Source organism: Streptomyces sp. NBC_00461 (assembly GCF_036013935.1).
Classification (GTDB): domain Bacteria; phylum Actinomycetota; class Actinomycetes; order Streptomycetales; family Streptomycetaceae; genus Streptomyces.
Window position 1 is genome coordinate 6,221,667 of record NZ_CP107902.1, and the last position, 13,478, is coordinate 6,235,144.

Here is a 13,478-nt window from a genome sequence, read left to right on the forward strand (position 1 = left end):
GGGGGAAGCAGGTAACGGGGGAAGCACGGGGAGCGGTAACCGGGGGGCCGACGGGGGAACGGGGGCCCGACGGGATCTGGGGGAAGCACCACGGGGGGAACGGGGGAGCGGGACTGGAGGGCCGGGGGGTCCGTCCAGTCCCGCTTTCTCGTGTGCGCTCAGCCGGCCGGCGTCGCCGCCGGACGCCGGCCCACCGCGGCCGCGGCCAGCCGGCCCAGCGCCTCGTCACGGTCGCAGGCGTACGCGCCGAGGGCGGTCTGGCGGGCGATGATCGAGCGTTCCTGGCGCATCAGGCGCCAGCCGCGGCGGAGCAGGAACGGGACCGACTTGCGGCCCTCCTTGAGGTCGCGCAGGAAGCGACGGCGGAAGGTGCGGACCGGGCCGCGGTTCAGGCACAGCGCGTCGGCCAGCAGCCCCAACTCCCGGCAGCGCTCGACTATCTCGGCCGCGAAGATGCCCTCCGCGATGAACAGCGGGGTGCGCCCGATGTCGACGCTCTCCTCGCCGGTGCGGGCGCTGAGCGAGATGTCGTACACGGGGATGTTGGTACGGCCCGTGCGGCACAGCCGGGCGATCGCGGTGACGGCCGTTTCGGTGTCCCAGGAGTCCGGGTGGTCCCAGTCGATGTCGGAGCTTCCCGCCACCAGCGGCAGCGTCGGGTCCTCGGCCTCCTTGTAGAAGTCGTCGAGGCGCAGCACGGGGAGGCCGGAGCGGGCGGCGACCAGGGACTTGCCCGAGCCCGAGGGGCCGCAGAGCAGCACGACGCGGGCGGGGGAGGGGAGATGGATGCTCACGGGACACCAGTTTGACGTATTCCGTACGCCCTGCCGACCCCGCGGGTCGTCTTTGGAGCGCGCGTCACACCTCAACTACCCTTCGTGTCGAACTGATTACTCTGTGAACTCGAAGGTGGCTTCAGCAATGGCACGACACACCTCCCCCCTCAACTCCACGGCCACGCGCGCCCTGATCGCCCTCGCGACCGCCTCCGCGGCGCTGGGTGCGGGTGCGGCGACGGCGTCCGCGGACTCCGCCGCGGCCCTGAAGGTGCCCGTGTCGCCGGCCGCGATCAACAAGATCGCCGCCGCCCCGCAGGCCGCCCCGGTGAAGGACATCGGGGGTGACCTCGCGATCCTCAGGGGCGCCGGTGACCCGCACAACAAGGGCGTCGACATCCCGCTGTCCGGGATCACCGGCCCGATCACCCAGACCGGTCCGATCGGCGCCGTCCCGGCGCTGGAGGGGTTCGCGGGGATGCTGGGCGGCGGAGGCCTTTCCTGAGGCCGAGGCGCACGCAAGAGAGCCGCGTCTTCCCCGGACGGTGGGAGGACGCGACTCTCGGTCTGCGGGGGCTGTCGTCAGTACGACGAGCCGGACGCGCCCAGCGAACCCGTCGGGTGCCAGACGGTCTTCGTCTCCAGGAACGCCGTCATGCGGTCGATGCCGGGAGTCGCCGTCCAGTCGTCCACAGGCTGTGGACGAAGAACGCGCTTCAGGTTGTCCGCCGCCGCGATCTCCAGTTCCTTCGCCAGGCCGTCGTCGGTGTCGGCGCCCGCCAGGTCGATCGCGTTGACGTCCTGGTGCGCGGCGAGCGGCGCGGCGATCTCCGCCGTACGGCCCGACAGCACGTTGACCACACCGCCGGGCAGGTCGGACGTGGCGAGCACCTCGCCCAGCGACAGCGCCGGGAGCGGGGACCTCTCGCTCGCGATCACGATCGCCGTGTTACCGGTGGCGATCACCGGGGCGAGGACCGAGACCAGGCCCAGGAAGGACGACTTCTGGGGTGCGAGGACGGCGACGACGCCCGTCGGCTCCGGGGAGGAGAGGTTGAAGAACGGGCCCGCCACCGGGTTCCCGCCGCCGACCACCTGGGCGATCTTGTCGGTCCAGCCCGCGTACCAGACCCAGCGGTCGATCGCGGCGTCGACGAGCGCGGCCGCCTTCGCCGTGTTCGACTTCGCCTTCGCGGGCGACAGGCCCTCGGCGTCGGCGACCTCCCGGACGAACTGCTCCCTACGGCCCTCCAGCATCTCGGCGATGCGGTAGAGGATCTGTCCGCGGTTGTACGCCGTCGCGCCCGACCACGCCCCGAACGCCTTGCGGGCGGCGACCACCGCGTCACGGGCGTCCTTGCGGGACGAAAGGGGCACGTTCGCCAGCCAGTTGTCCTTCGAGTCCGTCACCTCGTACACCCGGCCGCTCTCGGAACGCGGGAACTTCCCGCCGACGTACAGCTTGTAGGTCTTGAAGACGCTCAGACGCTGCTGCTCGGACTTCTCAGACATCGAGGTACGCCTCCAGACCGTGACGGCCGCCCTCGCGGCCGAAGCCCGACTCCTTGTAGCCGCCGAACGGCGACGTCGGGTCGAACTTGTTGAACGTGTTGGACCAGATGACCCCGGCCCGGAGCTTGCCCGCGACCGCCAGGATGCGCGAGCCCTTCTCCGTCCAGATGCCCGCCGACAGGCCGTACGGCGTGTTGTTGGCCTTCGCCACGGCCTCGTCCGGGGTGCGGAAGCTGAGGACGGACAGCACGGGGCCGAAGATCTCGTCGCGGGCGACGGTGTGCGCCTGGGTGACGTTCGTGAAGAGCGTCGGGGCGAACCAGTAGCCGGACGAGGGGAGTTCACAGGCCGGTGACCAGCGCTCGGCGCCCTCCGCCTCGCCCCGCTCGACGAGCGAGGTGATGCGGGAGAGCTGCTCCTCGGAGTTGATCGCGCCGATGTCCGTGTTCTTGTCCAGCGGGTCGCCGAGGCGGAGGGTGGAGAGCCTGCGCTTCAGGGACTCCAGCAGCTCGTCCTGGATCGACTCCTGGACGAGGAGACGGCTGCCCGCGCAGCACACCTGGCCCTGGTTGAAGAAGATGCCGCTGACGATCCCCTCCACCGCCTGGTCGATCGGGGCGTCGTCGAAGACGATGTTGGCGCCCTTGCCGCCCAGTTCGAGCGTGAGCTTCTTGCGGGTCCCCGCGACCGTCTTCGCGATCTCCTTGCCTACGGCCGTGGAGCCGGTGAAGGCGACCTTGTTCACGTCCGGATGCGCCACGAGCGCGGCGCCCGCGTCGCCGTATCCCGGAAGGATGTTGACGACACCCTTGGGCAGGCCGGCCTGGCGGCAGATGTCCGCGAAGAACAGCGCGGAGAGCGGGGTCGTCTCGGCGGGCTTCAGCACCACCGTGTTGCCGGTCGCCAGGGCCGGGGCGATCTTCCACGCCAGCATCAGCAGCGGGAAGTTCCAGGGGATGACCTGCCCGGCGACGCCGAGGGGGCGGGGGTGCCCGCCGAAGCCGGCATGGTCGAGCTTGTCGGCCCAGCCCGCGTAGTAGAAGAAGTGCGCGGCGACCAGGGGGAGGTCGGCGTCGCGCGTCTCCTTGATGGGCTTGCCGTTGTCCAGCGTCTCCAGGACGGCCAGTTCGCGGCTGCGCTCCTGGATGATCCGGGCGATGCGGAACAGGTACTTGGCGCGCTCGGCGCCCGGCAGCGCGGACCACTCCCCGAAGGCCTTGCGGGCGGCCCTCACGGCGCGGTCGACGTCCGCCTCGCCCGCCTGGGCGATCTCGGAGAGGACCTCCTCGGTCGACGGCGAGACCGTCTTGAAGACCTTGCCGTCGGCCGCCTCCGTGAACTCGCCGTCGATGAACAGGCCGTAGGAGGGGGCGATGTCGACGATCGAGCGGGACTCGGGCGCCGGTGCGTAATCGAATGCGGATGCCATGGTGATCAGTCCACCGTCACGTAGTCGGGTCCGGAGTAGCGGCCGGTGGCCAGCTTCTGACGCTGCATCAGCAGGTCGTTCAGGAGCGAGGAGGCGCCGAAGCGGAACCAGTGGTTGTCCAGCCAGTCCTCGCCCGCCGTCTCGTTGACGATGACCAGGAACTTCACGGCGTCCTTGGAGGTACGGATACCGCCCGCGGGCTTTACGCCGACCTGGATGCCGGTCTGGGCGCGGAAGTCACGGACCGCCTCCAGCATCAACAGCGTGTTCGCGGGGGTGGCGTTGACGGCGACCTTGCCGGTGGACGTCTTGATGAAGTCCGCGCCCGCCAGCATGCCGAGCCAGCTCGCGCGCCGGATGTTGTCGTACGTCGACAGCTCACCGGTCTCGAAGATGACCTTCAGGCGGGCGGCGCCCGAGGCCTCCTTCACGGCGACGATCTCGTCGTACACCTTCAGGTAGTTGCCCGCGAGGAACGCCCCGCGGTCGATGACCATGTCGATCTCGTCGGCGCCCGCGGCGACCGCGTCGCGCACGTCGGCCAGCTTCACGTCGAGCGCGGCGCGGCCCGCCGGGAAGGCGGTGGCGACCGAGGCGACCTTCACGGTCGAGCCGGCGACGGCCTCCTTGGCGGCGGGCACCATGTCCGGGTAGACGCAGACGGCCGCGGTCGAGGGGGTCGTACGGTCGGTGGGGTCGGGGCGGACCGCCTTGGCGCCGAGCGCCCGGACCTTGCCCGGGGTGTCCGCGCCTTCCAGCGTCGTCAGGTCGACCATCGAGATGGCGAGGTCGATGGCGTACGCCTTCGCGGTCGTCTTGATGGAACGGGTGCCGAGGGACGCGGCCCGCCCCTCCAGGCCGACCGCGTCGACGCCGGGCAGCCCGTGGAGGAAGCGGCGCAGCGTGCTGTCGGACGCGGCGACGTCCGAGAGTGTGTGAGCTGCTGTGGGTGCATTGGTGGGCATGGTCACCAGACGAGCATATCTACGCGCGTAGCGGCTGTACAGCCCCGGTTACTCGTCCAGCTGTTCGTCCGGCTGCGCCTTCGGCTGTTCGTCCGGCTGCTCGTCCGGTGTGGCCACACCGCGTACGAGCATCGCCCCGGCCGTCGGGCAGAATCGGGACCATGACGACCCCGGACCACGAGTCACCAGCGCCGCAGCCCCCGGCCTCCGAGTTCAAGGACCGGATCTACCGGTCGTCCTCGGGCATCGCCGGCGGTGTCCTGCTGCTGGCCATCGCGGCCTGGCTCGGCATCGACGCGATCATCTCCGGGCACGGTCGCACGCCCTGGCTGGCGCTCGCCGCGATGATCCTGATCGTCCCGCTGATCGTCGCCTTCACACTCCGCCCGGCCGTGTACGCCAACAACGAGCGGCTGCGCATCCGCAACCCGTTCCGCGTGGTCGTGGTGCCGTGGGGCCAGGTCGCCACCCTGCGGTCCGGCTACTCGAACGAGGTCGTCACCAACTCCGGCGGGAAGTACCAGCTGTGGTCCGTCCCCGTCTCGCTGCGGGCCCGCAAGAAGGCGGCCCGGCGCGAGGCCAGGTCGACGGCGGAGCGGGCCGCGGAGGCGAACGGCCGAGGCGGGCGCGGCGGCCTCGGCGGGCGGGGCCGCATGGGCGCTCTGGGCGGTTCCTTCGGGCCCGGTGGGTTCTCGGGCGGCGCCGCAGCCGGCCGCGAGGGTGCCACGCGCGCCCAGTCCGACCAGGTCATGGACGACCTGCGCGAACTCCTGGAGACCCATGAGCGGGCGGAGACGGCGCAGGGCGAGGTGACCGTACGCTGGGCCTACGAGATCGCGGGCCCGGTGCTGGCCGGGATCGTGCTGCTCGCGGTCCTGGTGGCCACGGGCTGAGCCGGCCAGGGGCCGGGCCGCCGGATCCCGGCCTTGCCGTACCTGCTCTGCTTTGTGCCGTACCTGCTCTGCTTTGCCGTTCCTGCTCTGCCTCCACACCTCGGCCACGACGGCCACCCCCCACCCGGGCGGAACCGAGGACCTCTGCCACCTCGGTGGTCCTGAACGTCCGGGAAACAATGAGTACGACTGCCCGGCAGCCCTTGCGGCTGCCCGCCTCCGCGATACCCGACGGTTGCCCGGCCTGGGACAGCGCCCAGGCCCGCCGCTGGACGCGGGAGCTGCCGCCGCGCTGGGTTCCGATGCGGGTGCGCCGGCGCAACCTCGTCGCGGTGATCTGCTTCGCTCCGCTGGGCGGCGGCGCGCTGGCCGCCGCCGGGGTGCCCGCCCTCGTCGCAGCGCTCCTCGGGCTCCAGGTGGTGTGGCTGCTCGTGCGGCCCGAGGCCGTGCGGGTCACGGCGGCGCTGCAGGCCGTTGTCGTGGTCTGGCTGTCTCCTGGGCCGTCGTGGGTCGTGGAACCCGGTGCCCTCGTTATGGCGGTGGCCTTCGCATGCGCGGCCCATCTGCGTCTGCGGGCCCGTCTGCGGCAACGGGCGGCGGCGCCGGCGGCCACCGGTGGTGTCACAGCCGTGCTCCCGGATGCGGGCCGGCCGCTCCAGCGCGGGAAGGTCGCCGTCCGGCTCGGTCCGGTGGCGCTCGCGGCGGGTGCCGCACTCGTCGCCCTCGCTCCCCGCTTCGACGCGGTCGACGACCGCAGCGCGGGCGTGGCCGCGGGCCTCTCCCTCGCCGGACTCGGCCTCACCGCGTTGCTGTCCGGGGCCCTCGTGCGCCGCAGGGCGGCCGCTCTGCGGCGGGAGCCGGCTGCCGTCCTGCGGGTGCTGGTGCGCGAGGGCGCGTACGGGGTCACCGAGGTCTTCGCCACCGATGATGTGGGGGCGCTGCGGCCCCTGTTCACGGTCACGGTGACGGATTGGGACGGCGGGGGCGACTGGGAGGGTGAGGACGGCGAGCCCGGTCCGATGCGGGATGCCGTTTTGTACGGAGCCCCGTACGACGGGGCCGAAGTGCTGATTGTCAGTGCGGCCCAGGAGCCGGGCGGGGCGCCCGTGGCCGGGCGGCCGGTGGGGCCCGTGCGGCCTCTGACGGACGGCTACGTGCGGCGCGGGCTGGCCGAGGAGAAGTACGAGGCCAAGCGCGACGCCCTGTACGAGGAGCGCGGCCGGGTGGCCGCCGAGGTCGTCGCCGGCGATCCGTACGCCATCGCAGGCAAGGGCGTACGGCGGTGGCGCGCGGGGTGGCCCGACTGGCTCAGCGCCGCCGGGGCCGTGGTGTGGGCCGGGCACTTCTTCTGGGGCGAGAGCCCGTTCTGGCGGTACGGCTGCGGCGGCGCCGTGGGGATCGTTGTCGCTCTGTTGCTTCCGCGCTGGGTGGCCTGGCGCATCACCGCCGACAGCGAGGGACTGTGGTTCAACGGGCTGCGCCGGGCCGGGCACATCGCATGGGACGACCTGCGCGTCGTCGAGTGCAAGGGCATCGAGCTGAAGGTCGACAGTCGCCGGATCCCCTTCGACGAGTGGTCGGTGCTCGGCTTCCGGTGGCCCTGGCTGGAGCGGAAGACCGGGCTCGTCCACCCCTATGAAAGAACGGCCGCCGAGATCGCCGCGATGTGGCGGGAGCCCGGGTACCGGCCGCTCGTCGAGGCGGGCGAACGGGAGCGGGGGCGGCTGCTGTGGCCGCTGGGCGTGGTGGCGGCGGTCGCCTGGGCGGCGGGCTTGATCCTGTTGCCGTAGGGCCGGTTCAGCGTGAACGGGGGTGCCCTTGCGGGCACCCCCTCGGTCAGATGCCTGCGGCGGCCGACAGGTCCCGCTTGATCGCCGTGAGCAGCTCGTTCGCGGTGGTGTGGGCCGTGGGGAGGTCGGCGTGGGTCGCGACGGGGACCACGACCTCCAGGTAGCACTTCAGCTTGGGCTCCGTGCCGCTCGGGCGGACGATCACGCGGGCGCCGTCGAGCGTGTAGCGCAGGCCGTCGGTGGGCGGGAGCCTGTCGGTGCCCTGGTTGAGATCCTCGGCCCGGGTGATGGCGATGCCCGCGAGCTCGGTCGGGGGCTGCTCACGGAGCTGCTCCATGGCGCGGGCGATGACGGAGAGATCCTCAACCCGGACCGAGAGCTGGTCGGTGGCGTGCAGCCCGTGCTCCACGGAGAGGTCGTCGAGGAAGTCGAGGAGGGTGCGGCCCTCCTCCTTGAGCTGCGAGGCGAGCTCCGTGATCAGGAGGGCGGCCGTGATCCCGTCCTTGTCGCGTACGCCGTCGGGGTCGACGCAGTAGCCGAGGGCCTCCTCGTAGCCGAAGCGCAGGCCCTCGACGCGGGCGATCCACTTGAAGCCGGTGAGCGTTTCCTCGTACGGCAGACCCGCCTTTTCGGCGATCCGCCCGAGGAGGGAGGACGACACGATCGACTCGGCGAACGTGCCCTGTGCGCCGCGCCGGACGAGATGCGCGGCGAGCAGCGCGCCGACCTCGTCGCCGCGCAGCATCCGCCACTCCCCGTCGTCCTTGACGGCGACGGCGCAGCGGTCGGCGTCGGGGTCGTTGGCGATGATCAGGTCCGGGTCGGTCTCGCGGGCCTTCGCGAAGGCCAGGTCCATGGCGCCCGGCTCTTCCGGGTTGGGGAAGGCGACGGTGGGGAAGTCCGGGTCGGGCTCGGCCTGTTCGGCGACGATGGTGGGTTGGGGGAAACCGGCGCGGGCGAAGGCGGCGAGGAGGGTGTCCTTGCCCACGCCGTGCAACGCTGTGTAGACGGTGCGGGCGGTGCGGGGGGAGTCGGCGGCGAGTACGGCGTCCGTGCGGGCCAGGTAGGCGTTGAGGACGCTGTCGTCGAGGGTTTCCCAGCCGGTGTCCGGGCGCGGGATGTCGTGGAGCGATGTGATCGCCTGGATTTCGGCTGCGATCTCCGTGTCCGCGGGCGGCACGATCTGGGAGCCGTCGCCGAGGTAGACCTTGTAGCCGTTGTCGCGGGGCGGGTTGTGGCTGGCGGTGACCTCCACGCCGGCGACCGCGCCCAGGTGCCTTATGGCGTAGGCGAGGACGGGGGTGGGGAGGGGGCGGGGGAGTACGGCGGCGCGGAAGCCGGCGCCGGTCATCACGGCGGCCGTGTCGCGGGCGAAGTCGGCTGACTTGTGGCGGGCGTCGTAGCCGATGACCACCAGGCCGCCCTGCCGGCCCTTGGCGTTGAGGTACGCGGCGAGACCTGCGGCGGCTCGGACCACGACCGAACGGTTCATGCGCATGGGGCCGGCGCCGAGTTCGCCGCGCAGGCCCGCGGTGCCGAACTGGAGGGTGCCGCTGAAGCGGGCGGTGAGTTCGGTGACGTCTCGCGCCTCGATGAGCTTGGCGAGCTCGTCACGGGTGTCCGGGTCGGGGTCCTCGGCCAGCCAGGTCTTGGCCCGGGCGATGAGATCGTCTTGCACGGTCGGTCCAGCCTCTCGTGTGGGTCGTGATGCCTGCGGCGCCTGTGCGGCTTCGGTGGGGGTGTGCGTCGCGCCTCGGGTCGGTGGGCGGGTCGGGGCCGCGGTGGGGGTGTCCGTCCTCGGTCCGGCGGTGCTGTTTGCTGAGTTGTGCCCGGTGACGGACGCCGGCCGCTGCGGGCGGACACCCCCACCCCGTCCCCTGCTCGCCGTGCGCGGCTGACGGCCCAGGTGCGCTCAGATACGGCCCAGGACCTGCGCCAGCAGCGAGCCCATCCGTGTCGCCGAGTCGCGGCCCGCCTGGAGGACCTCTTCGTGGTTCAGGGGCTCGCCCGTCATGCCGGCCGCGAGGTTGGTCACCAGGGAGATGCCCAGTACCTCGGCGCCCGCCTCGCGTGCGGCGATCGCTTCGAGGACCGTCGACATGCCCACCAGGTCCGCGCCGATCACCCGGGCCATGCGGATCTCGGCCGGCGTCTCGTAGTGCGGGCCGGGGAACTGCGCGTAGACGCCCTCCTCCAGGGTGGCGTCGATCTCCTTGCACAGGGCGCGCAGGCGGGGGGAGTAGAGGTCGGTGAGGTCGACGAAGTTCGCGCCGATGATCGGGGACGTCGCCGTCAGGTTGATGTGATCGCTGATCAGGACCGGCTGGCCGGGGCGCATGCCCTCGCGCAGGCCGCCGCAGCCGTTGGTGAGGACGATCGTCTTGCTGCCGGCGGCGACGGCCGTGCGGACGCCGTGTGCCACGGCGGCGACGCCTCGGCCCTCGTAGTAGTGGGTGCGGCCCAGGAAGACCAGGACGCGCTTGGCGCCGATGCGGTATGAGCGGATCTTGCCGCCGTGGCCCTCCACCGCCGGCGGCGGGAAACCGGGCAGCTCGGTGACCTGGAACTCGGCATCGGGTGCGCCGAGGGCGTCCACGGCCGGTGCCCAGCCAGAGCCCATCACGAGGGCGACGTCGTGGGTCTCGGCGCCGGTCAGGTCGCGCAGGCGTGCGGCGGCGTCGGCGGCGGCGCCGTGGGGGTCGCCCTGGATGTCGTCCGGAAGAAGAGATGCGTTCACGCGGTCGAGAGTAGCCGGTCGGGGCCTACGCGCGTAGATGACAGAGCTCACGGGTTTGCGATCGTTGTCTTGTCGTTTCCAACGAAGGGTGGGGGCGGGTGAGTGGGGGCGGGCGAAGGGGGGAGTGAGGGGGGCGAGTGGGGGTGAGTGGGGGTGGAGGGGCCTGTGGGGTGGCTGTGGGTCGCTGTGCTCAGCAGGGGCGCTTGCGGAGTTCCATCACGTAGTCGTGCGGGGCTCCCGCAGACTCGGCGGCGTCGGCTACCTCGCCCAGGTAGCGTGCCGACGGGAGGCCGCCCTCGTAGCCGTCGAGGACGTAGGTCCACGCCGACTCCTCGCCCTCCAGGGTGTGCACGCGCACCCGCATCCGGCGGTAGACGCCCAGGCCGACGCCCTCCCAGCGGTCCATCGACTCCTCGTCGAGCGGCGCGATGTCGTACAACGCGACGAAGACCTGGGAGAGCGGGTCCTCGACGATCGTCGCCAGCGCGCCCTCCCAGCCCATGTGCTCGCCCCCGAAGGTCAGCCGCCACCCGTTCAGCCAGCCGGTGGCGCGCATCGGCGAGTGCGGGGCGCGGCGGGTCATCAGCCGCGCGTCGAGGTTGCCGGCGTACGCGGCGTAGAGCGACATGGGGTCGAGGGTACGGCAGTCGGCACAGGGGTCTCGTGGGGATCAGCGGCCCCTTGCCAACCCATTGCCCCGCCCCGGGGCGGTAGCACCTTGAACGGTGCGGGACAATGGGGTACGTGACTCGGATCGTGATCATCGGTGGCGGACCCGGCGGATACGAGGCGGCCCTGGTGGCCGCCCAGCTCGGCGCGGAGGTGACCGTCGTCGACTGCGACGGTCTGGGCGGGGCGTCGGTGCTGACCGACTGCGTGCCGTCGAAGACTCTTATTGCTACGGCCGAGGTGATGACCACCTTCGATTCGTCGTACGAGGAGCTGGGGATCATCGTCGCCGACGACACCCCGCCGCTGGAGCAGGCCGCCCGGGTGGTGGGGGTCGACCTGGGGAAGGTCAACCGGCGTGTGAAGCGGCTCGCGCTGGCCCAGTCGCACGACATCACGGCGTCCGTGACGCGTGCCGGGGCCCGGGTCATGCGGGGGCGCGGGCGGCTGGAGGGCATGCAGGCCCTCGACGGTTCGCGGAAGGTGATCGTCTCCACCGCCGACGGCAGCGAGGAGACCCTCACCGCCGATGCCGTGCTCATCGCGACCGGCGGTCATCCGCGCGAGGTGCCCGACGCCCAGCCCGACGGCGAGCGCATCCTCAACTGGACCCAGGTGTACGACCTCAACGAGCTTCCCGACGAGCTCATCGTGGTGGGGTCGGGTGTGACCGGTGCCGAGTTCGCCGGTGCCTATCAGGCGCTCGGGTCCAAGGTGACGCTGGTGTCGTCGCGCGACCGTGTGCTGCCGGGCGAGGACCCGGATGCCGCCGCAGTCCTTGAGGACGTCTTCCGGCGGCGTGGCATGAACGTCATGGCGCGGTCGCGGGCCGCCGCCGCCAAGCGGGTCGGCGACCGGGTCGAGGTCACGCTGTCCGACGGGCGTGTCATCAGCGGTTCGCACTGTCTGATGGCGGTCGGTGCCATTCCGAACAGTGCGGGGCTGGGGCTGGAGAAGGCCGGCGTCAAGGTGCGCGAGTCCGGGCACATCTGGACCGACAAGGTCTCCCGGACGACGGCTCCCGGTGTGTACGCCGCCGGTGACGTGACCGGCGTCTTCGCCCTCGCCTCCGTGGCCGCCATGCAGGGCCGTATCGCCATGTACCACTTCCTCGGCGACGCGGTGGCCCCGCTCAATCTGAAGACCGTCTCGTCGAACGTCTTCACCGATCCCGAGATCGCGACCGTCGGCTACACGCAGGCGGACGTGGATGGCGGAAAGATCGACGCCCGGGTCGTGAAGCTGCCGTTGCTGCGTAATCCGCGGGCCAAGATGCAGGGCATCAGGGACGGCTTCGTGAAGCTGTTCTGCCGGCCGGGCACGGGCATCGTGGTCGGCGGTGTGGTCGTCTCGCCGCGCGCTTCGGAACTGATCCATCCCATCTCGATCGCCGTCGACAACAATCTGACGGTCGAACAGATCGCGAACGCGTTCACCGTGTATCCCTCCCTTTCAGGGTCGATCGCGGAGGTCGCGCGCCAGCTCCACACGCGTAAGTCCGGCGGCGAGATCTGACGGCCGAAACCGACTCCTCGCTGGTCACAGGGAGTTGTCGAGCATGCGTACGGCATAGGCGGGACGGGTAGGTCCTATACCACTTCCCGTCCTTGTGTGCGAACAACTTCTGCTATTCGGCGCAAACTGCTGAAAGCAGACGGTCGTTGGGGTTACTGTCAGTTTCGTGTTCGCTGCAGAACGTCGCCAATTGATCCTCGAAATGGTGCGAGCGAATGGGGCTGTGTCGCTCCGTGAGCTCGCCCGCGTCGTCCAGACCTCCGAAGTGACCGTACGGCGGGACGTGCGCGCACTGGAGGCAGAAGGACTCCTCGACCGCCGGCACGGCGGTGCGGTATTGCCGGGCGGGTTCACGCGGGAGTCCGGCTTTCCGCAGAAATCACATCTCGCAACCGCCGAGAAGACGGCCATCGCCGACCTTGCCGCGGGCTTCGTGGAAGAGGGCGAAGCGATCGTGGTCGGGGCGGGTACGACGACACAGGAGTTGGCCCGCCGGCTCGCTCGCGTGCCCGGGCTGACCGTCGTCACCAACTCCCTTTTGGTGGCCCAGGCGTTGGCCCATGCCAACCGCGTGGAGGTCGTGATGACCGGCGGCACCCTGCGCGGCTCCAACTATGCGCTTGTGGGCAGCGGCGCCGAGCAGTCCCTGCAGGGGCTGCGGGTGTCTCGGGCCTTCCTCTCCGGGAGCGGGCTCACCGCCGAGCGCGGCCTGTCCACGTCCAACATGCTGTCGGCGTCCGTCGACCGGGCGCTCGTGCAGGCCGCCGCCGAGGTCGTCGTGCTGGCCGATCACACCAAGCTCGGCACGGACACCATGTTCCAGACCGTGCCGACGGATGTGATCACGCGGCTGGTGACGGACGAACCGCCACCGCACGACGACCGTGCGGCCACGGAGCTTCAGGCCCTCGCCGATCAAGGGGTGCAGATCGCTGTCGCCGGGGCGTCAGGGAGTTCGGCCGGTGATCCGGCCCCCCCGCGCCAAGCGCGCCGGGACGTCGCCCTGCCGGGGCCGCGGCGCGGACAGGTCTCCGGGCCGGGGGCGTCCCTGAGGACGGCCACGGTGCTCGGTGAGGCTTCGGCGGGGGCGGAGCGGGCGCGGGTTGCGGACCTGCGGCGGCGCTAGGGGCGACCTCAGCTCTCGTCTCCTCGCCGTAGGGGTTCGTTCGCTGGTTGTGCGGATGCCGATACG

General features: G+C 71.4%; 12 protein-coding genes. 5 read left to right on the plus strand and 7 right to left on the minus strand.

All coding sequences use genetic code 11. The features are described 5' to 3' along the window. Positions 1 to 158: 158 nt before the first annotated feature. The gene (locus OG870_RS29275) at positions 159 to 794 is read right to left on the minus strand and encodes a uridine kinase family protein (protein ID WP_266520698.1); all 636 of its coding nucleotides are present in this window, start codon (positions 792 to 794) and stop codon (positions 159 to 161) included. Between the two features lie 127 nt (positions 795 to 921). On the opposite strand from OG870_RS29275, the gene OG870_RS29280 reads away from it, so the two are divergent. After that, positions 922 to 1,281 carry a hypothetical protein gene (locus OG870_RS29280; protein WP_266520699.1) on the plus strand — a complete coding sequence of 120 codons (360 nt, stop codon included), beginning with the start codon at positions 922 to 924 and terminating at the stop codon, positions 1,279 to 1,281. A 77-nt stretch (positions 1,282 to 1,358) separates the two neighbouring features. Here the strand turns inward: OG870_RS29280 and OG870_RS29285 are convergent, their stop codons facing one another. From OG870_RS29285 to deoC, 3 genes are read right to left on the minus strand one after another with little or no spacing between them, the layout of a single operon-like run. Then, positions 1,359 to 2,288, minus strand: a complete 930-nt coding sequence (locus OG870_RS29285) for an aldehyde dehydrogenase family protein (protein WP_266520701.1) — start codon at positions 2,286 to 2,288, stop codon at positions 1,359 to 1,361. Next, entirely contained in the window at positions 2,281 to 3,717 is a 1,437-nt protein-coding gene (locus OG870_RS29290; protein ID WP_266520703.1) for an aldehyde dehydrogenase family protein, read from the minus strand. The genes OG870_RS29285 and OG870_RS29290 overlap by 8 nt, the downstream gene beginning before the upstream one ends. Positions 3,718 to 3,722: 5 nt before the next feature. After that, on the minus strand, positions 3,723 to 4,682 hold the full coding sequence (gene deoC, locus OG870_RS29295) for a deoxyribose-phosphate aldolase (protein WP_266589551.1): 960 nt from the start codon (positions 4,680 to 4,682) through the stop codon (positions 3,723 to 3,725). Between the two features lie 161 nt (positions 4,683 to 4,843). Here deoC and OG870_RS29300 point away from each other — a divergent pair, with 161 nt between their 5' ends. Together OG870_RS29300 and OG870_RS29305 are read left to right on the plus strand one after the other, a co-directional pair. Further along, positions 4,844 to 5,575 (plus strand): PH domain-containing protein, encoded by a 732-nt coding sequence (locus OG870_RS29300; protein ID WP_266520705.1) that lies wholly within the window; start codon positions 4,844 to 4,846, stop codon positions 5,573 to 5,575. Positions 5,576 to 5,754: 179 nt separating this feature from the next. Then, positions 5,755 to 7,365, plus strand: coding sequence for a hypothetical protein (locus OG870_RS29305; RefSeq protein WP_266589553.1), 1,611 nt, complete (start codon positions 5,755 to 5,757; stop codon positions 7,363 to 7,365). A 46-nt stretch (positions 7,366 to 7,411) separates the two neighbouring features. Here the strand turns inward: OG870_RS29305 and OG870_RS29310 are convergent, their stop codons facing one another. From OG870_RS29310 to OG870_RS29320, 3 genes are all read right to left on the minus strand, one after another. Beyond that, on the minus strand, positions 7,412 to 9,043 hold the full coding sequence (locus tag OG870_RS29310; protein WP_266589555.1) for a phospho-sugar mutase: 1,632 nt from the start codon (positions 9,041 to 9,043) through the stop codon (positions 7,412 to 7,414). A gap of 234 nt (positions 9,044 to 9,277) precedes the next feature. After that, positions 9,278 to 10,102, minus strand: a complete 825-nt coding sequence (locus OG870_RS29315; protein WP_266520711.1) for a purine-nucleoside phosphorylase — start codon at positions 10,100 to 10,102, stop codon at positions 9,278 to 9,280. 190 nt (positions 10,103 to 10,292) lie between these two features. Next, positions 10,293 to 10,730 (minus strand): gamma-glutamylcyclotransferase, encoded by a 438-nt coding sequence (locus OG870_RS29320; protein ID WP_266589557.1) that lies wholly within the window; start codon positions 10,728 to 10,730, stop codon positions 10,293 to 10,295. A 107-nt stretch (positions 10,731 to 10,837) separates the two neighbouring features. On the opposite strand from OG870_RS29320, the gene OG870_RS29325 reads away from it, so the two are divergent. Together OG870_RS29325 and OG870_RS29330 are read left to right on the plus strand one after the other, a co-directional pair. After that, positions 10,838 to 12,286 (plus strand): NAD(P)H-quinone dehydrogenase, encoded by a 1,449-nt coding sequence (locus OG870_RS29325; RefSeq protein WP_266589559.1) that lies wholly within the window; start codon positions 10,838 to 10,840, stop codon positions 12,284 to 12,286. Between the two features lie 166 nt (positions 12,287 to 12,452). Continuing rightward, a complete protein-coding gene (locus OG870_RS29330) occupies positions 12,453 to 13,412 on the plus strand; it encodes a DeoR/GlpR family DNA-binding transcription regulator (protein WP_266520717.1) in 960 nt (319 codons plus the stop codon). Positions 13,413 to 13,478 lie beyond the last annotated feature (66 nt).